This window comes from Acinetobacter gerneri DSM 14967 = CIP 107464 = MTCC 9824 (assembly GCF_000368565.1).
Taxonomy (GTDB): domain Bacteria; phylum Pseudomonadota; class Gammaproteobacteria; order Pseudomonadales; family Moraxellaceae; genus Acinetobacter; species Acinetobacter gerneri.
This window is the reverse complement of sequence record NZ_KB849549.1, coordinates 132,804-159,321: the sequence shown is the minus strand read 5'-3', so window position 1 is coordinate 159,321 and position 26,518 is coordinate 132,804. Positions and strand designations below refer to the sequence as shown.

Sequence of the window (26,518 nt, the reverse complement as noted above, 5' to 3'; positions counted from 1 at the left end):
TCTATGAATAACTATGTAAAAGTGACATAGTCTGATCCGGTTGTATAGTAAAAGTTCTTTATGATTTTGTGCGCTAGTTCAAAAAAAGTTTGAGGGAATATGGGGATTCATGTCATTCAAAGCCAGAAAATAGATGTTTTGGTGCAAGGGGTTATGCATAGTATTTCCTCACCATCTGGTCACCCCTTTGATGTTTTAAGAACACAGCATTTCATCGTGCCCAGCCCTGCGGTACAGGAATGGTTGACGCAAAAAATGGCTGAGCAACAAGGGATCAGTGCCAATACTCAGTTTCATCAAAGAATACGTGGTTTTCAATGGTATGCATATCAGCAAGTCCTTGATGATAAAGATAAAGTACGTCGAGCCAATATTCCGCGGTTGATTATGAAATGGCGAATTTATCAAACTTTAAAAAGTTTTATTGAAGCCGATCAATTGGCTTTGACATCTGAACATCCGTTATTTCCGATAGTCGAGCGGATTTATGCCAGTGCAGATCAGTTAGACGACGTTGAAGCACGAAAACAAAAAAAGCAAAGTATGCTGTATTGGGTTGCTGAGCAGGTTTCAAAACTGTTTAGTAATTATATGATTTATCGAGGATATTGTGCTAAGAACTGTGAGAATGTGTGCCATTGTGATAGCAATTGGCTCAATACTTGGGGAAATGATCAAGCCATTGATATTGAAAATTTATTTTTTAAAACAAACCAAGAAATCTCAGCATTTAACTTGCAGCACGCTACGCAACTAGAAGCATGGCAACGTTGGTTATGGCAACATACATTTCATGAAGATTATCTTGAAATGTTAAGCATCGATCAGACTTTTTGGCAGATACTGGATGATCCTGAAAAACGTCAAAAAGCACTTAGACACTTGCCTAAGCAACTGATTATTTTTACTGTTTTGGATCTTCCTCCTAGCCAATTACAGTTTTTGCGACGCTTGGGGCAGTATCTTGATGTATTGATCTTGCACTATAACCCTTCCCAAGAATACTGGGCGGATAGTGTCGATCCAAACTGGAAAAAACAATATGATTTACGGGTAAAAGAGCGATTTATTGCTAAAAATCCTCAAGCCAGTGATCAGCAAATTGATCAATTTTTCAAGCAATTTACCCTCAATTTTAATGCGGAAATACGTGAGTCACGTCATCCATTATTAACGCGCTTTGGTAAGCAGGCACGTGATCATTTTTCTATACTGGCTAACTTATCCTCAGGAGAGGAAGGGCAGTGGGTGGATGCTTTTGTTGATGAAGAACCGATGCATTTATTAGAGAAACTACAATCAGATATTTTGTATTTGGTCGAGCCTGAAGCACATGCCTATCAGATTGAAGCTCAAGATCAATCGATGCAAATTCATGTGTGCCATTCTTCGCAAAGACAGTTAGAAGTTCTCAAAGAACAACTGATATATTGGCTTGCTCAATCGACACCTGATCAGCCTAGAAAGCCAAGTGACGTCTTGGTTTTAGCCCCAAATTTAAAAGAAATTGAACCGCTGATCCGCAGTGTTTTTCCAAGTGGTGCCAATCAAAAAACTGCTCAATTACCTGTCAAAATAGCAGGGGTGACGCAGCTCGATGCAAACAATGCTTGGCGTGCAGTATTGGGGCGTATCCAGTTGGTGCAGGGGCGATTTAGCATAGAGGATTTTACAGATTGGTTAAATTTAACGGCTACACAGCTACGCTATGAACTCGATGTCAATCGTGCTGCTCGCATGATTCAATTACTTTCTCAGGCGGGCTTTAAACGTGGTTTAGATGTAGAACATTTAAAACAACAATTAAGTGAAAATGATGATGATTTCCGCTATAGCTTTAAATTTGCGCTAGATCGTTTAGCATTGGGTGTTGCTGTTCCAGAACATGCGGTGTTTGAGGGTGTTTTAAGTTTTTCTGAAGTCTTGTCTGGCGATTTTGAATTGATTGCTAAATTGATTGAAATTTATCATGATTTTGAGAAAAGACGAGATTGGTTGCTTAGCCCTCAACATAATAAAAATGCGAACAGTGCAGAATATTGGATTAGACAGCTCAATGCAGATCTGACTGAGTTTGAAAATGCAGGTGTCGAGTCTCTAAGACAGCTCAGAGAAATCGTTAAAAAACAAGAACGAATGCTTACCCTTGCTTATAACTATGAGCAAAAAGGACAGGCTGAGCTAAAACATATCCAATTGCCTTTGAGTTATTTATTACAAGAAATTCAAACAACATTGGATAGTCAGGTTGAACATGCTGTGCCGACAGGACAGGTGACTTTTAGTCAGATGGGGCAGATTCGACCGATTCCATATAAATTGGTGGTGATGCTCAATTTGGATAGTGGAAAATTTCCAAATCGAAATCAAAATATTCCTTTTGATCTGATGCAAATTTTACGACCACAATTAGGTGATCGTTCACGTTTGGAAGATGATCAGGGTGCATTTTTAGATGCGCTATTGCTTGCTCAAGAAAATGTGTGGATGTTTTACAATGGCTTTGACATCAATGATGGCGAAGTACGTGAACCATCAAGTGTTTTGCAAGAGCTGCTCAATCATATAGCCTATATTTGCCAAGCTGAAGAAGGGCAAAATAATAATGATCAGATCAGTTTAGAAGGTTTGGAAGTTCCTGTTCAAATCGCTAAACTTTATCACCTGCATTCTTTACAGCCTTTTGATCCTGAAGGTTTTTCTGAAAATAAGTCGATACGTTTCAAAGATCAATGGTTTGAAGTTGCAAATCAGATTTCTAAGGAAAGTGGACAAAAAGAAGCGTGGCTAAATACTGCACTTGAACCTGAACAGGAGGTGATAAAAAGCCTTGATGCAGGACAATGGATTTCAGATATTACTTTCCCAGCTAGACTTTATTTGAAAACTTTAGGTGTGGAAAATTTAAAACCTGAGGACATGCCGATACTCGATGAACCTTTGGTTTTGGATGGTTTAGGACGTTATTCAATTCGAGATTTCTTGCAAAAAGAAGTGGATTATTCAGCTAAGATTTCAGATGAATCTTTGTCTGAAAATGACCTAGAAAGTCAATTTATGAGTCAGCTTCAAGATCAACTCCCGATCGGCAAAGTGCAACATGCTGCTTTGCAATTGAGTTTGGCTGAACAAAAAACTTTGCTGACTCGCTTGCATCTTTATGCAGATCAAGTCACAGCAACAACTCAAAGACAATGGCGCTATAGCAAAGATTTAAGTTTGAATATCACTGTGCCCTATGTTGATGCAAATCAAAATCACGTGAAAGATTGGGTGAGTTTGGATGCTTCGAGTGGACGAGCCAAACGACGTACCAAAGTCTGGCTTGAGTATATTTTGTGGTTGGCATTTCTAGATTTAAGTGATGAACAATCAAGAGAGTTACAACGTATAGCTGTTTTTAATGATGTAACAGTCGTCAGCTCAGGTGTGAGTTCAAATCAGGCGAAAGAATATTTGAAACAATGGTTTAATGCCTTTTCTTATGCACAAACTCAGCCTTTGGTTTTACCTGCTGCCTTGATCTTACAGCCTGCTGAAAATAATAAATCACTGGAATGGGAGCAGGATGATTTTGGACAAATGCGACTTGCAAACTTTAAAGATTTGTTAAAAGAATGGGAAAAAAGTGACGCATTTTTAACGTATTCTTTGCTGGATATGGAGTGGAGTAAACAGCATCGTGATTGGCAGTTTATTTTACAAGAGCAAGATGCAAAAGCATTGCTACAGTTTGCCTGCGATAGATTTGCATATGCTTTATATCAACCGATTTATGAATATCAAACCGTGGCTAAGGAATAAGACATGAATCAACAAAAAGTGTCTATTCAACCGATTTCAGACTTACATTTTTCAGGTTTGCACTGGATTGAAGCTTCGGCAGGAACAGGTAAAACTTATACTTTATCAAGTTTAATGGTTCGTATTTTGTTGGAAAAATACTTGCCAAATCAAGTGATAGCGACGACTTTTACACGTGCAGCGGCAGCTGAGCTAAAAAGTCGTATTCGAGCGAGATTGGTTGAAACATATCGTTATTTTGATCAATGCCGTGATTTGACTGAGCAAGAAAATCTAGCCAAAGCACAAGCAGAATCAGACCCTTTATTTGCCAAAGTTTTGCATGGCTTTGCCACTCAGGTCGCCTATGCCTGTGAGCGTTTAAAGTTGGTGATTGATCAACTTGATGAGCTATTTGTTGGGACACTGGATAGCTTTAGTCAAAAACTATTACGTGAATTTGCATTTGAAAGTGGCAAGATTGAACGTGCTGAAATCACCGATGATGCGAAAGCTTATACTCGTCAGTTAATTCATGATGTATTACGTGAATGGATTCAACAACAACCGCAAAGTGTGATAGATAGTTTGGTATTTGCGGGGACATTAAAAAATACAGATTATTATGTTGATACAGTAGAACAAAGTCTCAATTTTAGCAGTGCGCATTTCGTCAATCCGGCTGCAACAGCCCTTGATTTGCAAAGTTTTGAGCAAGCTGCCCAGCATTTAGCAAGTTTGGATTTATCGCAATTTCCAGAACTCGAAGCTTATTATTTATTGGATGGTGAATATTATAAAAATATTAATGGCACCAAGTTCAGAAATGGACGTTTCAACCGAATTTTTGAAAAATCTTTGCCCGAAATTATTTCACATTTATCACAATTTGGAGCAAAGAGTTATTTACAAGCGAGTCTAAATCCTGCCAAAGAGGATTTGGCGGCTTTTATGAAAGTGTTCAATGAAACACAGATTTTCAAAAAAGCAGCTTCTGCGGACGTGCAGGATCATTTTTATCAGCATCCGCTGATTGCTCAAATCAAAACTATTTTTGAAACATTCTCAAAATTTGAACAGCAACTTGATGCAACAGACAGTTTTCTTAAGTTTTATTTGGCATCAGAAGTTCGAAAACGTCTCCCGAAAGTTTTGCAGCAAAAGGGTGAAACGACATTTTCTGAACAAATAAAAACTTTATCTGATGCCTTGAAAAGTGAGCAAGGTCAACGCTTTGCAAGTTTTGTGCATGCGCGTTATCCACTGATTTTGGTGGATGAGTTTCAAGATACCAATCAAGACCAAGATGATATGTTGGCGCAAATCTGGCGACATCCAGATCGTGTGAAAAAAGGCTGCATGATCATGGTGGGTGACCGTAAACAGGCGATTTATGGTTTCCGTGGTGGCGATATGCTGACCTTTTTAAAGGCACATCAGGATGTATTTGGAAAATCAGGACATGCTTATAATTTGATTTATAATCATCGTTCGATCAGGCCTTTGGTTGAAGTGGTCGATCAACTGTTTCAAAAACAAATGGATTTTGGTGAGCAGGTGTTTTATAGCCCTGTTCAAGCAGGTCCACGTCCACATCCCGATTTGATTGATCAGGGGCAGACAAACCCCGCACCTCTGCGCTGGATTTATCTCGAAGATAAAGGGCAGGAGGCGGAGCAGGTGGCTTGGAAAATTCGTCAATTGCTCAATCAAGGGATCGATGGCAGCTTATATTTTGCAGAAAAAAATGCCAATAAAGCACTTGATGAAAATGATATTGCGATTTTATCGAAAAATCATGCAGGGCTGGACAACGCACAGCGTGCTTTAGAACACTTGGGGATACGGGTCAATCGACCGTCGAAAAAAAGTGTGTTTGATAGCCAAGTTGCTAGAGATACGGCAGCAGTTTTAACCGCTATTTTAAATCCTTTTGATGAAGCTAAGGTCAAACGAGCCTTGTTAAGTCGTTTGATTGGTTTTGATTTGAAGCGTCTACTTGAGCTAGAAAGTCAGGCAGATGGCTTAAGTTTTTATATTACAAAGTTTGATGAAATTCGTGAATTGTGGTTGCAACAGGGCTTTTTGACAGCTTGGCAATATTGCTTAAATGAATTTCATGTTTGGACCAAGTTGGTTGAAAAGCAGAGCCGTGACAATGAACGAGTCGTGGTCAATCTTAGACATTTGACGGAATTGTTAAGCCAACATAGTGAGCATTATCAAGGAGCACAGAACCTGTATCATTGGTATCTCAAACAACTGCATTCGCCGAGTGAACGTGATTGGGAAATGCAGCGCAAATTGTCCAATGAAGCTGGTGTGCAATTGATGACGATTCACCAGTCCAAAGGTTTGGAGTTTAAAATTGTATTTCTTTTGGGGGCAGATGCAGTCCCACGAGAAATCAATAAAAAACTGAACTTTTCGACTATGCAGCAAACCAATCCGCAAACTGGGCAAAATGAGATTCAGCGCGTTGTTGCGATTAATGATAAAAATGCCTTACAAGTCGAAGATATTCAACAACATGATGAACGAGTTGCTGCTGAACAACACCGTCTTTGGTATGTGGCACTGACCCGTGCCAGCTATCGAGTTTATGCCATGATGGCGGATGCAGAGCGCAAGTCACAGTCATCTTTGGCTTTTTGGAAAAATACCCAAGCGGGTTTTGAGCATGCCAATAGCATTGATGAAATGATGATTTCAGAGAAGCCTCAGAAATTGGTGAGCCAACACATCCAACAAGTTCGAATACTTGAAGCCACCGATTTCCCAACGCAACGCTTTTATCCGAGAGCTAAAACCAGCTTTAGTTATTTGGCACAACATCTGACACGTAAACAAATCCAAGATGCGCTTGTGATTGATAATCCAGTCATTGAAAGTGCTGAAGATGAAATCAATCAGAATATTCTTGAAAATCAACAGACGACAGAAATGCCTATCGCTTGGATTAAAGCCAATTTCCCGATGGGGACGATCGCGGGTAATTTTTTACATGAAATCTTTGAACATATTGATTTTCAAGACGAAACTTTTTGGCATCTAGAAATTCATCGCCGTTTTAAAAATACTTATGCAAGTTTATGGGATGAATTGATTGAAAAATATAAAATAGCATTTCCTGAACAAACACAAATTGAAGAAAATTTAATTGGCTTGGTTGCGGCTTGGCTGAGCGATGTGTTGAATACGCCTATTTTAGAAAATTTCAAACTCGGTCAACTTAATACTGAACAGCATTTGGCAGAATTTCCATTTTATCTGGCTTTATCGGATCGAGTCTTGGCAATCAAAAGGATTCATCAACTTTTTGCCGAATACCATATCGCGATGCCTGAATTTAAAGAAAGTAATTCTGCACGATACCTAAATGGTTCAATTGATTTGTTGTTTTATGATGGAAAACAATATCATATTGCTGATTATAAAAGTAATTTTTTAGGCGTAGATCAGCAGGATTATCAAAGTTCAGAGATACAGCAGAGCATGTCACATGCTAGTTATTGGTTACAGGCAGCACTGTATTTGGTTGCTTTACATCGCTACTTAAAGGTTCAGTTAAAAGATTATCAAATCGAGCGAGATTTGGGTGGTGCGACTTATTTATATTTAAGAGGTATGAATGGAGCTGCGGAACAGGGCTATTTTTACTGGAAAGCTCCAGTAGAATTTATACTAAGATTGGATGCAATTTTGGGCTATTTTACTGAGGATAAAATTGACAATATTGCATGATCAATTATATGAAGTTATTTTATCTCAAATAGTTAGATTGTGGATAAATATGTTGAAAACCTTGTAGATAACTCTGAGGATAACTGTGTGGAAAATGCACTCAAAACCCAAGACCAAGTCCCTCAATGGATAGAAACTTGGAGCAGATTCATACTAAATCAGCAAAATAATACTGATCAAACAGATGATCAATCACTTGAATTGGTCCAAGATATTTTAATGGCAATGCAAGCGGGAGACAGTTGCATTTCACTTGAAGATAGATCGTTAAAAGGTCTAAGTCATCATGTGATTTTGGACACAGAAGCCGAGCATCGTGTTGCACCATTTGTTTATGACCATGATTATATTTATCTATATCGCTATTGGCATTTAGAACAGAGACTTTCCACAGAGATTGCTCGTTTAAAGTCGCAAAGCATCACAGCTGTTGAGATCGATAAATACCAACACCTTTTGGAAGATCCGCAGCAAAAAGCAGCCATGAAAATGGTGGCTGAACAAGCTTTGAGTATCATTACTGGTGGCCCGGGGACAGGCAAAACCTATACTTTGGCGCGAATTATTGCAGTTTTAAGCCAATCCATACCAGACATCCGTATCGCTATGGCAGCACCGACAGGTAAGGCTGCTCAGCGAATGAAAGAAGCTATGCAGAGCTCATTTAATGATGAAAAGTTAAATGAGTTGGGGCTTATTTCTGAGCAATTAAAACAACAAGAAACGTTGACTATTCATCGTCTTTTAGGCTTGGGACATCAACATAAACCACGTTTTCATGCCAAACAGCCTTTGCCATTTGATGTGATTGTGATTGATGAAGCATCGATGCTTGATCTCAATCTAGCGACATTGCTATTGGAAGCGGTTGCTGATCATTGTCGGATTATCTTACTTGGTGACGCTAATCAATTGGCTTCGGTAGATGTCGGGGCAGTTCTTGCAGATCTAGGGCAAGTCAAGCAATTGGATCAAAATCAGGTCAATTTGATCACTAGCCGTCGTTTTAAAGATGGGGCATTGATCGGGAAAATGGCGAAATTTATCCAAGCCCAGCAAGAGACTGATCGAACGCAAGAGCAATGTTTAAAGGATTTTGAAAATAGCATTGTTCAGGCCTCTACGATTCAAGCTGTGGCTTTGACGGCTGACATGACTGATGTGGTACAGCTTGAGTATTTACCAGAAAATTTAAATGATATTGATCAATATTATGCAAAGTTAAGCTTGGGTTTTTCAGATTATTTTTCAAGTTTAAAACAGTATTTACAGGCTGAAGATGCTTTGGCTCTTTATCCTTCGGTTGTTGAGGCTTTTGACCGTTACCGAATTTTATGTGCGGTTCATCATGGTACTTTGGGACTTGATCGGCTCAATCAAGCGATGCAAGCGGCATTATTGGCGGCGATCCCCAATCATATTCAACAAGGAGATTGGTACGTTGGACGCCCTGTGATGATGACTTATAACGATTATCAGTTGGGGTTATCCAATGGTGACATCGGAATTTGTTTGAAACATCGTACTGATGCAAGTCAGTTTGAAGTGTATTTTCCAAGTTTAGATCAGTGGATCAATGTCAATCGCTTGCCCAAAAATATCCAAACGGCATTTGCATTGACTATTCACAAATCGCAAGGCTCTGAGTTTAAGCATACCGCTGTTGTTTTGGATGCGAACTCAAGCAAACTTTTAAGCCAAGAGTTGATCTATACCGCAATAACACGAGCAAAATCTGTAGTGACACTTCTTGTAAATCCGACTGCATTTACACAATCTTTGCAAGTAAAAACAGTGCGTAAAAGTGGATTAACTGGAAAAATTATTTTAAAAATAAATGAATAGTTTTAATTTAACATGATCTCTTGTACGAAAATGCTTACAAGGATTACTGCCTTTTTCGCATAGAGCTTCGCATAAGTTTCTGAGAAGATGATTCATATAACAAACCTAGCATGGAACGTTGGGTAAAATCGCATAATTAGAATGATATAAAGTCGTGAGACTGCGAACTTACAAGTATGTAGGGAATAATGAGGAACTTACAGCCGCTAAGCCTTGTAGTTTTGGGAGAGACTACAGGGCTTTTTTATATGAAAAAATAAGCAAAATTTGACCAGACATTACATTTTGTGCGCATTTTCTTACACAATGATACGAAAAATGCGACTTTCGTCTAAATCTGAACATGGCACAATAGGCTCATAAGGAAGCAATGATAACAAACTAAAAGGACAATAATAAAAGTGATGATCAATCACTGAGATAACAATAAAATTCAACAACACAATAACGATAAAGAAACTACAGCGCAAAGAAAGGACCCTAGATGTCAAAGTCTAGGGTCTTTTCATTAAAATAAGCTTAATCACATCAGGGTCTGATCATCTTTGTTCTATTGCTCATGATTTTATTATTCATGATGTTGGTTTTTGACTTTTGCCAGCGCTTTAAAGATGCAAGCCAACCATTTAGTGAAGATGATCTTTCTAAACCAAGTCTGTTTCGGTTTTATCCGAACCAAACAATGAGCGACGGGCAGATTTTGGAATTTTAGGGCATTGCTGTGAAATTTGATAAAGCACTTTAGCCAAAGCAGGGAGGTGTGTACCGAGTACTGATTTTCCTGTCGTTAAAAATGAGACGCTGATGTCACGCTCTGGATCAGCCCAACATAAGATATTGGAAAACCCCATATGTCCAAAAGCTTGTCCTGTCATGGGGCCATAAATTCCTACAGGATTATTGCCGAGCATAGGCCCGAGAGCATAGCGCATCGGTAGAAGTAATGTATGGTCGATGCTGACATTGGAGGTTGGCAATGTGGCGCGAAAGACGGTTTCTGCTGACATGATTTGTTTGCCTTGATATTGTCCACCACTCAATAGCATTTCAAAAAAACGTCCTGCCTGTTCAGCACTGGTGTAAATATTTCCAGCAGGGCAAACGGTATCCATAAAGCGATGATCATTGGTCACGTCGACTGCCAGTTGTAGACCGCCTCCGATGGCATGGTTTAGATAAGCATCAGTACCGAGTTTAGGATGCATGCCTGTAGGGTAGTTCAGCGCGACTTGATCGCGTAACTCATTTTTTAAGCCAAAATTGAAATAGGGCATATTCATCGGTTTTGAGATACGTTCATCTAAAAAGTCACGGATATCTTGCCCTGTTACTCTCTCGATCAATTCTCCTAAAATATAGCCTGCAGTCACTGCGTGATAAGCCATTCTCGAACCTGCATAAGAAACAGGGTGTGCGGCATATAAACGTTTGAGTACTTCTTGTCGATCAAATAAAAGCTCAGGCGTAACCTCAGTGTCAACTTTTGGAATCCCACCACGATGCGATAAAAGGTGGAAAATGGTCGCTCGACGTTTGCCATTTTGCGCATATTCAGGAATGTAATAACTGATCGGATCAAGTAGGTTAATCACACCTTCTTCATCGAGCATATGGATCAACATGGCAGTGATGATTTTTGATGCTGAAAATAAACAAATCGGGGTATCTGGAGTAGCAATCACAGCATCTTTGGCTAGTCCTTGTGCAGAGTTGCCACGTGTATAACCAATGCTTCGATTGAGCATGATTTTACCTTGTCGTCGCAAACAGAAACCAATCAAAGGCGAGTTACCAGTCCGATACAGTGCCTCGATACTGCGCCAAATTTTGTCGATTTGTGCTTGTGTCATACCGCCTTGATCTGGAGAAAGCTCATCTTTTGCTTGGGTGATTTGGCTTAAATCATGTGGAACATAACAGGTGTTGGTTGAAAATATTTTCATTCAAAGATCCATTTGCTTTTGTTTTTATCGTTGCTTGTGGTTTGCATTTCTATGCAGTGCAAACCATGTCTGAGTTTGCAGATCAAAAGATAGATTGTCAGTGTCTTAAATGACTTGCGCTTTCAGCTTTTTTGCCAGCCGAACATCATAGATACTTTGCAATCTCAAGGCAGTTCCTTTAAAATAGATGGCTGCTGTAGTGATGCACGGCAGTCAAACTTAGTTTTTAGTATTAAGTTGATTTTTATCAAATGGTTATATTTAAGCATCTCGGAGAAATCGAATGGCTTTAACAAACGCAGATCGCGCAGAGATCATCGCTAAATTTGCTCGCGCAGAAAACGACACTGGTTCACCAGAAGTACAAGTTGCTTTATTGACTGCTCAAATCAATGATTTGCAAGGTCACTTTAAAGAACACAAACACGACCATCATAGCCGTCGTGGTTTGATCCGTATGGTAAACCAACGCCGTAAACTTCTTGACTACCTTAAAGGTAAAGACGTTTCTCGTTATAGCGATTTGATCGGTGCTTTAGGTTTACGTCGTTAATTCGATTTAAACTTTCATTTTCGGAAGATCGCATGCCTAATGCTGTACTGATGAAAACTAAAGTTAACCTAGCATCCGCTGGGTAAAGAGAAGGGGCGAATATTCGCTCCTTCTTCGTGTTTAAATTATATTGAATTTTATTTATGCTCTAGTGAGGTCGGCTTCTAAGCTTTGTCATTTACCATTCAAGCTTGATGTGAATGCCAAACCTTAGGGGTCTCCACTAGAATAATTGTTCAAAAGAACTAGGAAACAAAAATACATGTCAATGTTTAATGTAATTCGTAAAGAATTCCAATACGGTCAATATCAAGTTGCACTCGAAACTGGTCGCGTTGCACGTCAAGCGAACAGCGTATTGGTTACAATGGGTGGCGTATCAGTATTGGTTGCAGTTGTTGCTCAACCGACTGCAAAAGCGGGTCAAGACTTTTTCCCATTAACAGTTAACTACCAAGAAAAACAATATGCAGCAGGCCGTATCCCAGGTGGTTATGGTAAGCGTGAAGGTCGTGCGTCAGAAGCGGAAACTTTGATTTCTCGTTTGATTGACCGTCCAATTCGTCCGTTATTCCCAGAAGGTTATTATAACGAAATCCAAGTGACGGCTACTGTTGTGTCTTCTGACAAATCAATGGAAGCTGATATTGCAGCAATGCTTGGTACATCTGCAGCTCTTGCAATTGCAGGTACACCTTTCCGTGGTCCAATCGGTGCAGCTCGCGTTGGTTTGATCAATGGCGAATACATCCTTAACCCAAATCACGAACAAGTTGCACAGTCTGATCTTGATCTTGTGGTTGCAGGTACAGAATCTGCTGTATTGATGGTTGAATCTGAAGCGAAAGAACTTTCAGAAGACCAAATGTTAGGCGCAGTACTTTTCGGTCATGACGAAATGCAAATTGCGATCCAAGCGATCAAAGAATTTGCCGCTGCTGCTGGTGCAAAAGAGTCTGATTGGACTGCTCCTGCAAAAAATGAAGATCTTCGTGCAAAACTTAAAGACGCTTATGAAGCTAAAATTTCAGAAGCTTATACAATTGCTGCAAAACACGATCGTTATGATGCATTAGATGCACTTCAAGCAGAAGCAGTTGCTCAGTTCGTTCCAGAAAATGACGAAACTGGTATTGCAGATGACTTAAACGAATTATTTGAAGATTTAAAATATCGCACAGTTCGTGACAACATCTTGACTGGCAAACCTCGTATTGATGGTCGTGATACTAAAACAGTTCGTGCACTTGACGTACAAGTGGGTGTATTAGAACGTGCTCACGGTTCAGCATTGTTCACACGTGGTGAAACTCAAGCATTAGTTACTACTACTTTGGGTAATACACGTGACGCGTTGATGGTTGATACATTGGCGGGTACAAAAACTGATAACTTCATGCTTCACTACAACTTCCCTGCATACTCTGTAGGTGAAACTGGTCGTGAATCTGGTCCTAAACGTCGTGAAATCGGTCATGGTCGTTTGGCACGTCGTGGTGTTCAAGCTGTACTTCCAGCTGCTGACCGCTTCCCATACGTGATTCGTATCGTATCTGATATTACTGAATCTAACGGTTCATCTTCTATGGCTTCTGTATGTGGTGCTTCAGTGTCACTTATGGACGCAGGTGTTCCACTTAAAGCACCAGTTGCTGGTATTGCAATGGGTCTAGTGAAAGAAGGCGAGCGTTTTGCAGTACTTTCTGACATCTTAGGTGACGAAGACCATCTTGGTGATATGGACTTTAAAGTAGCAGGTTCTGCAAACGGGATCACTGCACTTCAAATGGATATCAAAATTGAAGGTATCACTGAAGAAATCATGGAAGTTGCATTGAACCAAGCTTATGCTGGTCGTATGCACATCTTAAATGAAATGAACAAAGTAATTTCACGTGCTCGTCCTGAAATTTCAATGCATGCTCCAACATTCCAAGTGATCAATATCAATCCGGACAAAATCCGTGACGTGATCGGTAAAGGCGGCGCAACAATTCGTCAAATCACTGAAGAAACTAAAGCTGCGATTGATATCGAAGACAATGGTACAGTTCGCGTATTTGGCGAATCTAAAGCTGCTGCACAAGCTGCGATTGCAAAAATCCAAGCTTTAACTGCTGAAGTTGAACCGGGTAAAATCTACCAAGGTAAAGTGATTCGTATCGTAGAATTCGGTGCGTTTGTAAACATTATGCCGGGTACTGATGGTTTGCTTCACATTTCACAAATTTCAAACGAACGTGTTGCAAATGTGACTGACGTATTGAAAGAAGGTCAAGAAATCAAAGTACAAGTTCAAGACGTTGACAATCGTGGTCGTATTAAATTGACTATGAAAGATATCGAACAAGCTTAAGCTTGATTGAATATAAAAAGTCCGCGTAATGCGGACTTTTTTGTGTGATTTAAAAATTCAGGTTCTGAACCTAAATTAGTCTAGCTGATCTGCTTCACGCAGCATTGAATAGAGTTCATCTTTCAATTTTAACTTTTTACGTTTTAGAAGTTCGATTTCTTCTAAACCGCTAGTGACAGGGTTTTTTTCTAAACGTAAAATTTCATGATCTATAGCATTATGCTCCTCAAAAACCTTAGCAAAACGATTGTCTTCTTGTCTAAGTTTACTGATTAAATTTCGATATTCTGGAAACATAGGCTTCCCCCATTAAGTGATTGTTAGGTATTGATATCTAAATATTTATTATGGCATTGTATAAAAATACTACGAGAAAAAAACATAGACGCAATGCTCATCTTATTTCCATAAAGAAAATATGGTTTTGTGATATAATATCTCGACTTTATGGCGAATGTCATCTTTCTAACGAAAATAAAAATAATTGTTATATTTATTTGTTTTGGGCTTTCATATAATCCCATTTGTACTCAATGTCTAAAAAACATGAATTGTTTTGCAATATTAAAAATGAAAATCGAGTGATTCCATGCAGGTTTATTATTTCTATCGTCATCCTGAAAATAATTATATTTTTATAGATACTGAAAAACATGAACACTATCCACTGGCATATTTTTGGGTGGATTGTACGCGTGAAGATATCGTCAATCGAGTTGAGCTATGGCAACAAGAAATCAGCTCGCTTACTGGCTTGTATATCAATGAATTTCATCGAAAAGATATTTTAAATATTGAACATCCTTGCGCTTTTGATGTGATGGATGATTATGATCTTTTGGTGTTTAGAAAATTGATTACACCTGATGATCAGATTCAAACTACAGAAGCAGTAGAGCAACACGAAAGTATTTTTGGGATCACCACCACACCGATCAGCATGATTATGACGCCAACGATCTTGGTGACAGTACATGAAAAAGGTAATAAATCTTTTGAAGAATATCTAAAACGAATCAGTATTATTTTATCTCGTGAACCTTCTGAGCAAAATAAACCTCGAAAATTGCCAGATACACCACTAGATTTGGCATTACGTCTACTGAACTCAATGATTGATGGCTATTTGGATCTACGTGCGCCGTTGACCCGTCGAGTGGAATATTGGCAGCAACAACTCCTACAAGGACGTAAACGATTTACTGAATGGAATATGCTTTTGCAAGAAAGTATGGCATTGCAACAAATCGAAAATATCAGTGAAGAACAGATTGAATCTTTACAAGAATTGCATGATGAAATTGTAGAAAACTACCATCATTTAACGGCTGAACGCTTGTCTGATCCACAAGATATTATGCTGGTTCGTATGGATGATTTAATCAGTCATATTGAACGAATCCAAAAACATACGGTTCGGCTACGTGCAGCGATACAAGCGGCTATGGACCTGCATTTTTCTGCGATAGCCAATCAAACCAACGAAAATATGCGAATTTTGGCGATCATCACAGCTGTCTTTGCGCCATTAACATTGTTGACAGGGATTTATGGAATGAACTTTGAGTTTATTCCGGGTCTAAAGAGTCCGATAGGTTTTTGGATCATGCTGATCGTGATGTTGGGCACAACAGCCTTTTTGATCTACTATTTTTATCGTAGACACTTGATGGGCTTGAGTGAGAAAAGTGTGATCGAAATGTTGGCGCAACAAAATTCGGCACAACATTTCGATTTATTTAAATTTATGAATGATCCCATTAAACATACTTTAAAAGAAGTCGAAAAATTCACTAAATTGAAATAATAATCACATAAATTCTACTGAGTCGAATGCTGAATACTATTCGGTATTCACTCTCAAAATTTGATACATTTCATCTTTTAAACGTAGCTTTTTACGTTTTAAAGACTCGATGTCATCATGGATTTGACAGACAGGATCAAGCTCCAATTGGATAATTTGTTTATCCAATGCATCGTGATCTTCGAGCAGTCTGGCAAAATGTGGATTTTCTTGTTTTAGCGTATTCATGCGTTCCCGATACTCTGGAAACATGTTTTTGATTTTCTTATTCATCACCTTGCTGTTCATGGGGCAAATTAACCTCGTAAATCATGAAGTGAAATGGTTAATTTTCCATCATGACAGGTCGCTCATGTACCTGTCATTAGATTTAACAAAATGAAATGAATTAGTCGTGATGTGTGTGAACGTGCTTCACTTGTTTGCGTAATTGTTGAACCTCATCAATCAAATCCATCATCATGGCAACAGCAGAAAGACTCGCTTCGAAGTCACGCTGTAGACGATAAGCACGTCTGGCACGGCTCACATCTTCACCAAAAAACTGGTGAATACGATTTTCAGGACGTGCAGGCAAAATGTCATATTCTAAAAGTTGCAAAATCCAATCCGTACTTTGCCCAGTCACCTGAGCAAAATGGATCAGATCAAAACTGTTACGCTCATCAATAATTTCGCCGTCCTGACAGCCTTCGCAGATAATTTCACGATAAAGTATAGTCGTCATCTTTGTGCTCCCTTTTAAGATTGTCGAGGGTTAAAGTGGCTAAATGCTTCAGCAAATGCCTGATAAGCTTGCTGTTCTTGCTCAGTCTGCGCTGGTGGACTGACGATATTGAGGACTAAATATAAATGTCCCGGAGTCTTACTCGGAATACCTTTGTCTTTTAAGCGTAGCTGTGAACCTGTTTTTGCATTTTTAGGAATATTGACCTTAACTTTTCCTGCAGGCGTCGTGAGTTCTACACTTTGACCCAGTGCAGCTTCCCAAGGGCTAATATCCACGGTGTAATACACATCCGCACCTTCAACACGGATTTTATCGGTGTCTTTATAACGAATCTCGATGTAGAGATCGCCATTTTCGCCACCATTAATTCCTGCTTGCCCTTGTTTTGAAAGTCGGATTTGTTGACCTTCTTTCATGCCTTTAGGGATTTTGACCTGCAATGTTTTACGTTGAACCTCTGGTTCCCCATAAGCATTGTAAGTTGGGATCTGTAAGCTAATATTTTGGGTGGTACCTTGGTAGGCAATTTCAGCATCTACTTCGATGCTAGCATGTTGATCTTCACCTTTATAACTACGTTGTTGACGTGAGCTACGTGAGCCAAAATCATGTGCCTGACCGCCGCCAAAGCCGCGACCAAAACGACCAAATAGATCTTCAAATCCACTAAAATCCTGCCCTTCACCAGATCCAAAACCTTGACTATAGTACTGAGCGCCATCAAAGCCTTGTCCTGCAGACTGACCGCCAAAACCGCCTGCAAAGCCTTGAGGGTTGTCGAGCATAAAGTCATACTCTTTTTTCTTTTCCTCGTTGCTTAGGGTGTCGTAAGCGACATTAATGGTCTGCATTTTCTCTTCAGCATTTTCTTCTTTGCTGACATCTGGGTGGTATTTTCTTGCAAGTTTGCGATATGCTTTTTTGATTTGCTCAGCAGTTGCATCTCGCGTAACTCCAAGTTCTTCGTAGTAATTCTTTGCCATATCTTTCCGATTTAAAATTATTTGTTCTTGGGTTCATTATGCTGCTAAAAAGGTTTTTTAGCCTAGCCGTGATATGTGTTTATATTGTTTCTAAGCATTAAAATTCAAGGTTATTGATAATATATTTTTATATTTTATTTTATTTTAAATAAAAAAAGCGAATATTTAATTCGCTTTTTTGTCTTCAAGTTCAAACTTAACTTAAATGTTCACCAAAAAGACTCAGTGCTTCTTTGGCGGTAAACTGGTATTTTTTGTTACAAAACTGGCAATCCATTTCAATTGGATTTTGTACCTCTAGTGTTTCTTTCACTGCTTCTAAGCCGATTTGCTTCAAAGCATCTTCACACTTTTCACGAGAACAAGTACATGCAAATTGTAGCTTTTCAACTTCAGGCAAACGAACTTCTTCTTCATTGTATAAACGATAAAGAATTTCTGTAGCCTCTAAGTCAGTCAATTCTTCAGCTTTTAAGGTTTGAGTCAACATGGTCAGACGTGGCCATAGATCTTCATCTATTTTTTGCTGTTCTTCTTCGTTGTTACGTGGCAACAACTGGATCAACAAACCACCGCTACGCTCAGCCGTACTTGCCAATACAATTAAGGTCGGAATTTGTGCTGAAAGATCATAGTACTGCATCAAACAAGCAGCCAAATTCGGTTGGTCAAGTGGCACAATCCCTTGATATCTTTCACCAAATTCTGGTTCGATATTGATAAATAAAACAGGATTTTTCAATGTCGCAAGTACAGTGCTACTGTCTTGACCCTGCATAAAATGCGGATCTTCTTCATAATCAGCCAAAGCACGAACTTCACCTAAGTGATTGCATTCTGCCATTGCCCATTTAAAAGTACCTTGTGCTTGGATCTGTAAGCTGATTCGACCACGTATTTTCAATGTACTGGCTAAAAGCGTTGTTGCACTAAGCATTTCACCCAATAAAATCTGAATTGCGGGCGCATATTCACGCTGCGCTAAAATGGTTTGTAAAGCTTCCTCAAGATGTACAACTTCACCACGCACAGGGAAATCTTCGATATAAAAACGTTGACGTAAATCAGACATAAAATTCTCCAAATCCCTGTCTTTATGGAGGCTATATTGTAAAACACAAGCAGAAATTGTTCATCTGCTAGTTTTCATCTTCACGAATAATATTGATGCGCTCTTTGTGTGGATGTTCTGGTTTAGGATGTTCCAAAGCATCTTCATCAATTTCAGGTACATCGCTTAGATTTTCTTGTTGTTCGACCTGTGAATCGCTTTCAAATAAATGTTCCAATTCACCTAAGAAATTACGATAACTTTCATATACTTTTTGTTCATCTGTATAAATACGTTGTTGCTGAACCAAAAGTTTTTCATCATAGTCACGAAACAGTTCGATACTTTGATAGGCGCGTTCTTGGTTTAATCCGAGTTCTCTAAGTGCACGATAACCCATTCCTAAAGAAGATAGATAAGTTTCTCGCCAAATATGTTTTACACCTAAATCACGTAATAAATGCATATGATAGCGATCACGTGCACGTGCCAAAATTGTAAGCTGTGGATAATTAAGGCGAATATGTCGCACCACATTCATCGAATCTTCGACATCATCAATCGCGAGTACAAAAACTTTGGCATGTTCAATGCCCGCTGAACGAAGCAAATCAGGGAGGGTGACATCACCATAATATAATGTCCCGCCATATTTTCTGACAAAATCAATACGCTGCAAATTGTTGTCGATTGCGGTAAATGGAAAATGTTGTAAATGGGCTAAACGAGCAATAATTTGTCCGAATCGACCAAATCCAGCAATAATTAATGGTGGATTTTTATCAGGAATATCATCATATTTTGTTTCGGTATTTTTATCGAGTAATGGCACTATGTAATTGCTCACCAACCAATACACAATTGGAGTGAATGCCATAGAAAGTGTCACGACCAAAGTTACAGGTTCTAAAATGGCTTGGCTTAATACTTTTTCGCTATGTGCGACATTGAGCACGACAAAGGCAAATTCACCGCCTTGAGCTAAACAGGTCGCAATGAGTAAACTATTGCTCCAACTGAAATTTTTCAGTTTGGCAATCATGGTTATGCTGATTAATTTGATTAAAATTAATAATAACGCACCACCGACGATATATATGGGCATTTCTACCAATAAAGACAGTTGGGTGGTCATACCGACCGTCATAAAAAATAACCCAAGCAATAAGCCTTTAAATGGCGCGATGCTGGCTTCTAGTTCATGGCGGAACTCCGAGTCGGCAAGCAAGACACCTGTCAAAAATGCGCCTAAAGTGGTGCTGATCCCCAAGGTATCCATCAACAAAACGACACTGAGGACGATAAATAATCCTACGGCAGTGATCAGTTCAGTTGCACCGCTTTTCGCAACGAAACGAAAAAATGGACGCATGACATAACGGCTAAATAAAAATAACCCCGTAAATGTCGCGATAATTGCCGCGAAATAGGCAACGCCATGATGTGTAGATTGACTACCTGCAAGCATCGGAATGACCGCAATCAGTGGAATCGCAGCAATATCTTGAAAGAGCAAAATAGAAAAAGATTGTTGACCGAATGTGGTGTTGAGCTGTTGTTTTTCAGCCAACATCTGCAAAACGAAGGCTGTAGAGGATAATGCTAAGGCAAAACCGATCACAAAGCTTGAGGCTAGATTTTGGTTCAAAAGTAGAAATACTGTTCCCATTAGAACAATACCCGTGACCACAACTTGTAATGTTCCCATCACGAAAATGGATTGACGCATTTCCCATAAACGCTGTGGACGGAGTTCCAAACCAACTAAAAACATCAATAAAATGACACCAAACTCACCGAGTTCCATAATGGATTTGGGATCGCTTGCGATGTTGAACACACTTGGCCCGAGCAAAATACCTGTAAATAAATAACCTAATACTGTGGCAAGTCCGAATTTTTTTCCTAGCGGTACCAGCAAAAGTGCTGCACCTAGAAAAATGGTGATTTGTAATAATAGTGACATTCGGGCGTCCTATGGGATCCTATTTCTCATTTCAAATTTTAATGTCAAAACTGTGAATTGCATAACATTTTTTAAGCTTAAATTTTGAGCTATGCCATTCACCGTGTTTGTTGCATTTGGCTTTTCTAGCTTAATTCTTGTGGATCGACATCAATGGTAATTTTCATGTTTGAGGCTTTTTGATGAAGCAGATTTTGCCACCATGTTCTGACATAAAAATGCATTTTGGCACGATCGGTGGAGAGGAGCACCACATGCGCTTGATAACGACCAGCTTTGCGTTCCATCGGTGCAGGGATTGGTCCCCAAATATCAATTAAATCACCTGCAGCTTCACGTAATTGTTCATTCATTTGCTGTAGAAATGATAAATTTTCGTCTTGATTACGAGATTCAGCGCGAAGCAATATCGCATAACGGCTTGGCGGTAGCATCGCCAGTTGTCGGTCTTTTAAACTTTGTTTGGCAAAGGCACGATAGTCTTTATGAATTAAAGTATTGAGCAGAGGATGATCGGGAACTAAGGTTTGTAGGTAAACATCCCCTTTGTGTTCGCCACGTCCCGCACGACCTGCCACCTGTACGATCAGTTGTGCCGTTCGTTCAGGTGCTCGAAAATCTACACTGAGCAATCCCGAGTCAATATCTAATATCGCAACCAAAGTGACGTAAGGAAAATGGTGACCCTTGGCGAGCATTTGTGTGCCGAGCAAGATCGTGGGTTCGGCTTTTTGAATTTTATGATAGATTTTTTCCCAACTACCCACTCGACTGGTTGAGTCTCGGTCAACCCGTAGCACTTCATGATCTGGAAATAAGAGATTTAAATTTTCTTCAACTTTGGCTGTCCCCATACCAATCGGTTTTAAGCTTTGTTCTTGATTGCAAGATGGACAAGCATCAGGGACACGCTGGATCGTCCCACAATGGTGGCAGTGCAGATGATGATAGGGCTTGAGATGCAAAGTAAAATGCGCATCGCAGTGCGGACAATCTGCTTGCCAACCACAACTTTCACAAATAAGAACCGGTGCGTAACCTCGACGATTTAAAAAAATCAGGACTTGTTCTTTTTTGGCTAAGCGCTTTTTGACTTCTTCGATTAATTGTTCACTTATACCGTGATTTTTACGGGCAACTTTCAGATCAATCAGATGTATTTTAGGCATGATGGCAACACCTGCACGTTGATTCAATTCCAATTTGGTCAACTTGCCTTGTTCAACCAAATGGTAGCTATCAATGCTTGGTGTGGCAGAGCCTAAGATGATCGGACAATTTTCCAAATGAGCACGGTACAAGGCAACATCACGAGCGTGATAACGAAAACCCTCTTGCTGTTTAAATGAAAGATCATGTTCTTCATCTAATATAATTAGCCCTAAATTTGGCAAAGGCGTATAGATCGCAGAACGAGTTCCTAAAATGATCGATGCTTTACCTGTTTGAGCATGTTGCCATGCTTGCAAACGTTTAGAGTCATTCAGTCCTGAGTGCAGCAGCGCAATGTTGCAATGAAAACGAGATTGGAAACGGCTAATCGTTTGTGGCGTCAAACCGATTTCAGGTACCAAAACCAAAACTTGTTTACCTTGCTTAAGCACCTCTTGCATGACTTGCAAATAAACTTCAGTTTTACCGCTACCCGTTAAACCATCGAGTAAAAATGCTTGATATTTTTTTTGTGCTTTTAAAATATGTTGAATTGCTTTCTTTTGATCTTCATTGGCCGTGAGTGGCATTTGCGCCATTTGTACAGGTTCAGGGCTAAAATTTTGTGCTTCAAGTAGGAACTGTACGATCTCTTTTTTTTCTAGTGCCTTTAGCGTGGCAGTTTCTACACCACTCAGATTTAAGATATTTTCAGATGTGCCATTGGGATGTAATTTTAAAATTTTATAGGCATCTTGCTGTTTGATTGAGCGTTTTAATTTATCTTCAGCGGCTAGATCGATGACTTTCCAAACACGAGCTAACAGATTATAAGGTTTACCCTGACGAAGCATGGTGGGCAATGCTGCTTGTACCACTTCACCAATGGGAAATTGGTAATATTGCGCAGACCATGTCAACAAACTTAAAACTTTCTGGTCTATGATCGCCTGATCATCCAAAAGCTCAGTAATATTTTTGAGCTGAAAGTTTGGATTGAGTGGGGCATCCTCGGGTAATTTTTCAATGATCACACCAATCAGATTTTGTCGTCCAAACGACACAGCGACACGTGCACCAATTTCTGCCTTACGATATTGTTCTTCACTGACTTTGTAGTCAAAGCAATCGTATAAATGTACGGGTACTGCCACACGGACACGATAAATTATTTGGCTATTTTCAGGTAAATTTGGCATAAGTTCTGTGAAATGTGATCCTTTTGAAAGCGCTTTATTTGAAGCAACAAAATATATCGTGATCTCTAAAGGGTTGTGCTAGAGTGTCAACAGATCCTATTTATATCACTAAATAATCTTTTGTACCGAATTGCAAAGACAAATAATTTTGGAAAACTAGAGCATTACAATGCCTGCATATCAGTTTACTGCCATTGATGCTTCAGGGAAGCAGCAAAAAGGCGTGCTTGAGGGAGATTCCGCACGTCAAATTAGACAGCAACTTCGTGATAAGGAGTGGATTCCTGTTGCCGTTGATCCTGTCGAAAATAAAGAAAAAAATAAAAGTCCTGGGTTATTTCAGAAAAAAATTACAGCTTATGATTTGGCTTTATTGACTCGTCAACTTTCAGTTTTAGTCGCAGCTGCGATTCCCCTTGAAGAAGCCTTACGTGCAGTTGCAAAACAAAGTGAAAAAAGTCATGTGCAAAATTTGCTGATTTCCGTGCGCTCAAAAGTACTTGAGGGACATTCACTGGCACAAGGCATGCAACAATCTGGACGATTTCCAGATCTCTATATTGCTACTATTGCAGCGGGTGAGCGTTCTGGGCATTTGGATCTGATTTTAGATCAATTGTCAGATTACACTGAAAATCGCTTTGCGATGCAGAAAAAAATTCAAGGTGCAATGATTTACCCCACGATTTTGATGCTGATGTCCTTTGCAATCGTGATGGGTTTGATGACATTTATTGTGCCTGAAATTGTAAAAACTTTTGATCAAACGAAGCAGGCGCTGCCGTGGATTACGGTGGCAATGATGAATATCAGTGACTTTATCCGTCATAGCTGGTTATTTATTTTGATTGGGCTTTTTATTTTGATTGTCTTTATGTCGAGATTTTTGCGGACACCCGCAGGGCATTACGCATTTGATCGCTTAACACTCAAATTGCCATTATTTGGTAAATTATCTCGTGGTATAAATTCAGCTCGATTTGCGAGTACTTTATCGATTTTGACTCAGTCTGGTGTGCCACTTGTTGATGCTTTAAAAATTGGTGCGGCAGTCAGCAGTAATTGGGTGATTCGAGATGCGGTCAATATTGCTGCTGAACGTGTAACAGAAGGTGGCAATCTTGCAACGCAACTTGAAAGATGCGGATATTTTCCTCCAATGATGGTACAAATGATCAAAAGTGGTGAAGCTTCTGGTGAGTTGGATCGAATGTTGGCACGGGCTTCTACCATGCAAGACAGGGAAGTATCCAATTTTATTTCAACATTATTGGCACTGCTTGAGCCATTGATGTTGGTGTTTATGGCACTGATTGTTTTGGTTATTGTTATTGCGGTAATGTTGCCAATCGTCAATATGAACAATATGATTTAACAGATCAAATCAAGAAAAAACTGAAAGAGAGAATATGAATGCAACGTAAAATTTATCAAAGAAGACAATCGGGCTTTACCCTGATCGAGGTTATGGTTGTTATTGTTATTTTAGGGGTGTTGGCTGTTCTCGTTGTTCCAAACGTCGTGGGGAAAGTCGGTGCATCTAAAGCCAAAACGACAAAGGTTACACTTAGTACAGTTGCAAATGAGTTGAAAACTTACCAAATGGATAATAACCATTATCCAACGGCAGAAGAAGGTGGGTTGGATGCGTTAGTACATAAACCTGCGACTGCGAAGAATTATCCAAGTAATGGTTATTTAGAAAAATTCCCTCAAGACAGTTGGGGAAATAATCTGCAATATGTAACGCCAGGTGCAAACGGTAAGCCATTTGATCTTTACTCATTTGGTGCAGATGGTAAACAAGGCGGCGAAGGGGATGATGCTGATATTTATTATGAGCCTTGATATTTGATTTTAAAAACATTGAAAATATCACTTCATTCAATCGTATAAATAAATACTGAATGAAGTGATAATAAATATCATTAAACTAAATGTATTTAAGTTAATGATATTTAAAGCGATAAGTTCAAATTGTGGATTTGAGATTTATAATAAGAATTATTTCCATATATAATAGTTACAAGAAAGTTAAACTGTGAATAAAAATAGACTTTTTATTTATTTAAAAGCTTGCATAATAGTTCCCATAGCCAGTTAAAAACCTGGGAGGGCAGTATGAAAGCATTAATATTATCGGATGAAATTAATCAATTTCATTGGGCGATGCTCAAATCTGTCCTATTGATTTTGAGTTTATTGCCAGCGAGTCAATTTTTTCTCAACTTGCTTGAAAAGACAGATGGCAGTAGCCAAATCATGGTCGGTTTTTTTGCTTTGAGTATGTTTAGTGCTTTGGCAATTTTGAGCTTTTATGTCGCACTCAGCGCCACAGTGCTTAAACTCAAACAGGCAGAAGCATCGAGCTTTGAACAGACAGTCGTCAAAATTTATCGATACTTACCGATGATGTCTTTGGCGTTGATGATGTCATATTTGGCAATGCAAATTTAAAAACGATTGATCGACTAAGCTTGACCGACTAAATAGAACCGAGTGTAAATACTCGGTTTTTTTATTTAAAGACTTTTTCTAAAAAATCCCAATCAGGCAGAGATGCAAATTCTGGGTTGGATTTTGCTAAGTTTTCCCAATTTGCCTGCGAAGATGTGCAAAAGTTTAGTCGTTTTGTAGGATAAATGGGTTGTTCCAATAAACCGAGTGGAATCCAGATATAAGATGTGTTGCCGATTTGATTGGGAACGGGTGAACCACATGTTTTGCAAAATGAAGAAGTAAAACCCGTCGCTTTTTTATAGGTATGAATGCATTTGAGATCATTTAACCATTTAAAATCATCTTGATGAATCATCGTTGCATGATTGGCGTGAGTCCCTGACTGTTTGCGACAAAGGCTGCAATGGCATTGATAAATGGCATCAATTTCCTTCAAAACTTGAAATTTGATAGATTCACATAAACATTGTCCAGATAGCATGATGTGTTGTCCTAATCGTATTATGTTTATAAATGAGATTAACCTAAAATCATAATCTAATATCGATGGGGAAATATAAAAATGCAAGAAATACAATGGAATGATTTTACAAAAGTTGAACTTCGTGTCGGAAAAGTCATTCAAGCAGAGGTTTTTGAAAAAGCGAGAAAACCTGCATATATCTTACATGTCGATTTTGGTGATGAGATTGGGGTTAAAAAATCGAGTGCGCAGATTACCAAGCATTATCAAACAGAAGATCTGATTGGGAAATTGGTGGTTGCCGTGATTAATTTTCCTAAAAAACAAATTGGTCCGATTCAATCTGAATGTTTAGTGACGGGTTTCCATGATGAAAATGGCGACGTGGCGCTTTGTGTCCCTGATCTTGATGTACCTCTTGGAACTAAACTGCTTTGATCTATAAAGTTTGATTCTATTCGGCTTTTGCGTAGCGCATAAAAA

At 39.1% G+C, this 26,518-nt stretch carries 19 protein-coding genes; 10 read left to right on the top strand and 9 right to left on the bottom strand.

What is annotated here, in order from left to right:
• Positions 1-99 precede the first annotated feature (99 nt).
• The 3 genes from F960_RS18720 (at position 100) to recD (ending at position 9,372) form a co-directional block, all read left to right on the top strand.
• Positions 100-3,804, top strand: a complete 3,705-nt coding sequence (locus tag F960_RS18720) for an exodeoxyribonuclease V subunit gamma (RefSeq protein ID WP_004869786.1) — start codon at positions 100-102, stop codon at positions 3,802-3,804.
• Between the two features lie 3 nt (positions 3,805-3,807).
• On the top strand, positions 3,808-7,527 hold the full coding sequence (locus F960_RS18715) for a UvrD-helicase domain-containing protein (protein WP_004869783.1): 3,720 nt from the start codon (positions 3,808-3,810) through the stop codon (positions 7,525-7,527).
• A gap of 87 nt (positions 7,528-7,614) precedes the next feature.
• A complete protein-coding gene (gene recD, locus F960_RS18710) occupies positions 7,615-9,372 on the top strand; it encodes an exodeoxyribonuclease V subunit alpha (RefSeq protein ID WP_004869781.1) in 1,758 nt (585 codons plus the stop codon).
• A 644-nt stretch (positions 9,373-10,016) separates the two neighbouring features.
• Here recD and F960_RS18705 read toward each other — a convergent pair.
• The gene (locus F960_RS18705; RefSeq protein ID WP_004869780.1) at positions 10,017-11,315 is read right to left on the bottom strand and encodes a serine hydrolase domain-containing protein; all 1,299 of its coding nucleotides are present in this window, start codon (positions 11,313-11,315) and stop codon (positions 10,017-10,019) included.
• A 283-nt stretch (positions 11,316-11,598) separates the two neighbouring features.
• Between F960_RS18705 and rpsO the strand changes: the two genes are divergently transcribed.
• A complete protein-coding gene (gene rpsO, locus F960_RS18700; RefSeq protein ID WP_004869779.1) occupies positions 11,599-11,868 on the top strand; it encodes a 30S ribosomal protein S15 in 270 nt (89 codons plus the stop codon).
• Positions 11,869-12,136: 268 nt separating this feature from the next.
• Positions 12,137-14,224 (top strand): polyribonucleotide nucleotidyltransferase, encoded by a 2,088-nt coding sequence (gene pnp / locus F960_RS18695; RefSeq protein ID WP_171066283.1) that lies wholly within the window; start codon positions 12,137-12,139, stop codon positions 14,222-14,224.
• Positions 14,225-14,299: 75 nt separating this feature from the next.
• On the opposite strand, the gene F960_RS18690 is transcribed toward pnp, so the two are convergent.
• Positions 14,300-14,521, bottom strand: coding sequence for an HP1242/YdcH family protein (locus F960_RS18690; RefSeq protein WP_004869777.1), 222 nt, complete (start codon positions 14,519-14,521; stop codon positions 14,300-14,302).
• A 292-nt stretch (positions 14,522-14,813) separates the two neighbouring features.
• Here F960_RS18690 and F960_RS18685 point away from each other — a divergent pair, with 292 nt between their 5' ends.
• Positions 14,814-16,031, top strand: coding sequence for a magnesium transporter CorA family protein (locus tag F960_RS18685; RefSeq protein ID WP_004869776.1), 1,218 nt, complete (start codon positions 14,814-14,816; stop codon positions 16,029-16,031).
• A gap of 36 nt (positions 16,032-16,067) precedes the next feature.
• Here F960_RS18685 and F960_RS18680 read toward each other — a convergent pair whose 3' ends face one another.
• The 6 genes from F960_RS18680 to F960_RS18655 form a co-directional block, all read right to left on the bottom strand.
• Complete coding sequence (locus F960_RS18680) at positions 16,068-16,319, bottom strand: HP1242/YdcH family protein (RefSeq protein WP_004869775.1); 252 nt, start codon at positions 16,317-16,319, stop codon at positions 16,068-16,070.
• Positions 16,320-16,419: 100 nt separating this feature from the next.
• Positions 16,420-16,758 carry a chaperone modulator CbpM gene (locus F960_RS18675; RefSeq protein WP_004869774.1) on the bottom strand — a complete coding sequence of 113 codons (339 nt, stop codon included), beginning with the start codon at positions 16,756-16,758 and terminating at the stop codon, positions 16,420-16,422.
• A 14-nt stretch (positions 16,759-16,772) separates the two neighbouring features.
• Positions 16,773-17,744, bottom strand: coding sequence for a DnaJ C-terminal domain-containing protein (locus F960_RS18670; protein WP_004869773.1), 972 nt, complete (start codon positions 17,742-17,744; stop codon positions 16,773-16,775).
• A gap of 196 nt (positions 17,745-17,940) precedes the next feature.
• Positions 17,941-18,816: an Hsp33 family molecular chaperone HslO gene (gene hslO, locus F960_RS18665; RefSeq protein ID WP_004869772.1), complete on the bottom strand. Its 876-nt coding sequence runs from the start codon at positions 18,814-18,816 to the stop codon at positions 17,941-17,943.
• A gap of 67 nt (positions 18,817-18,883) precedes the next feature.
• Positions 18,884-20,761 (bottom strand): monovalent cation:proton antiporter-2 (CPA2) family protein, encoded by a 1,878-nt coding sequence (locus F960_RS18660; RefSeq protein WP_004869771.1) that lies wholly within the window; start codon positions 20,759-20,761, stop codon positions 18,884-18,886.
• Positions 20,762-20,886: 125 nt separating this feature from the next.
• A complete protein-coding gene (locus F960_RS18655) occupies positions 20,887-23,112 on the bottom strand; it encodes a primosomal protein N' (protein WP_004869762.1) in 2,226 nt (741 codons plus the stop codon).
• Between the two features lie 169 nt (positions 23,113-23,281).
• On the opposite strand from F960_RS18655, the gene gspF reads away from it, so the two are divergent.
• The 3 genes from gspF to F960_RS18640 all read left to right on the top strand — a co-directional run bounded on the left by gspF (position 23,282) and on the right by F960_RS18640 (position 25,569).
• Positions 23,282-24,487: a type II secretion system inner membrane protein GspF gene (gspF, locus tag F960_RS18650; protein WP_004869760.1), complete on the top strand. Its 1,206-nt coding sequence runs from the start codon at positions 23,282-23,284 to the stop codon at positions 24,485-24,487.
• Positions 24,488-24,525: 38 nt separating this feature from the next.
• Entirely contained in the window at positions 24,526-24,960 is a 435-nt protein-coding gene (gspG, locus tag F960_RS18645) for a type II secretion system major pseudopilin GspG (RefSeq protein WP_004869757.1), read from the top strand.
• Between the two features lie 273 nt (positions 24,961-25,233).
• Entirely contained in the window at positions 25,234-25,569 is a 336-nt protein-coding gene (locus F960_RS18640) for a hypothetical protein (RefSeq protein WP_004869754.1), read from the top strand.
• A 61-nt stretch (positions 25,570-25,630) separates the two neighbouring features.
• Here F960_RS18640 and F960_RS18635 read toward each other — a convergent pair whose 3' ends face one another.
• Entirely contained in the window at positions 25,631-26,053 is a 423-nt protein-coding gene (locus F960_RS18635) for a GFA family protein (RefSeq protein ID WP_004869753.1), read from the bottom strand.
• 81 nt (positions 26,054-26,134) lie between these two features.
• Between F960_RS18635 and F960_RS18630 the strand changes: the two genes are divergently transcribed.
• Positions 26,135-26,473 (top strand): tRNA-binding protein, encoded by a 339-nt coding sequence (locus tag F960_RS18630; RefSeq protein WP_004869752.1) that lies wholly within the window; start codon positions 26,135-26,137, stop codon positions 26,471-26,473.
• Positions 26,474-26,518: the final 45 nt, after the last annotated feature.

Bases quoted from the DNA above. Each gene is read 5' to 3' on its own strand.
- F960_RS18720 (WP_004869786.1), top strand. From the start codon at position 100: ATGGGGATTCATGTCATTCAAAGCCAGAAAATAGATGTTTTGGTGCAA.
- F960_RS18715 (WP_004869783.1), top strand. From the start codon at position 3,808: ATGAATCAACAAAAAGTGTCTATTCAACCGATTTCAGACTTACATTTT.
- F960_RS18705 (WP_004869780.1), bottom strand. From the start codon at position 11,315: ATGAAAATATTTTCAACCAACACCTGTTATGTTCCACATGATTTAAGC.
- rpsO (WP_004869779.1), top strand. From the start codon at position 11,599: ATGGCTTTAACAAACGCAGATCGCGCAGAGATCATCGCTAAATTTGCT.
- pnp (WP_171066283.1), top strand. From the start codon at position 12,137: ATGTTTAATGTAATTCGTAAAGAATTCCAATACGGTCAATATCAAGTT.
- F960_RS18690 (WP_004869777.1), bottom strand. From the start codon at position 14,521: ATGTTTCCAGAATATCGAAATTTAATCAGTAAACTTAGACAAGAAGAC.
- F960_RS18685 (WP_004869776.1), top strand. From the start codon at position 14,814: ATGCAGGTTTATTATTTCTATCGTCATCCTGAAAATAATTATATTTTT.
- F960_RS18680 (WP_004869775.1), bottom strand. From the start codon at position 16,319: ATGAACAGCAAGGTGATGAATAAGAAAATCAAAAACATGTTTCCAGAG.
- F960_RS18675 (WP_004869774.1), bottom strand. From the start codon at position 16,758: ATGACGACTATACTTTATCGTGAAATTATCTGCGAAGGCTGTCAGGAC.
- F960_RS18670 (WP_004869773.1), bottom strand. From the start codon at position 17,744: ATGGCAAAGAATTACTACGAAGAACTTGGAGTTACGCGAGATGCAACT.
- hslO (WP_004869772.1), bottom strand. From the start codon at position 18,816: ATGTCTGATTTACGTCAACGTTTTTATATCGAAGATTTCCCTGTGCGT.
- F960_RS18660 (WP_004869771.1), bottom strand. From the start codon at position 20,761: ATGTCACTATTATTACAAATCACCATTTTTCTAGGTGCAGCACTTTTG.
- F960_RS18655 (WP_004869762.1), bottom strand. From the start codon at position 23,112: ATGCCAAATTTACCTGAAAATAGCCAAATAATTTATCGTGTCCGTGTG.
- gspF (WP_004869760.1), top strand. From the start codon at position 23,282: ATGCCTGCATATCAGTTTACTGCCATTGATGCTTCAGGGAAGCAGCAA.
- gspG (WP_004869757.1), top strand. From the start codon at position 24,526: ATGCAACGTAAAATTTATCAAAGAAGACAATCGGGCTTTACCCTGATC.
- F960_RS18640 (WP_004869754.1), top strand. From the start codon at position 25,234: ATGAAAGCATTAATATTATCGGATGAAATTAATCAATTTCATTGGGCG.
- F960_RS18635 (WP_004869753.1), bottom strand. From the start codon at position 26,053: ATGCTATCTGGACAATGTTTATGTGAATCTATCAAATTTCAAGTTTTG.
- F960_RS18630 (WP_004869752.1), top strand. From the start codon at position 26,135: ATGCAAGAAATACAATGGAATGATTTTACAAAAGTTGAACTTCGTGTC.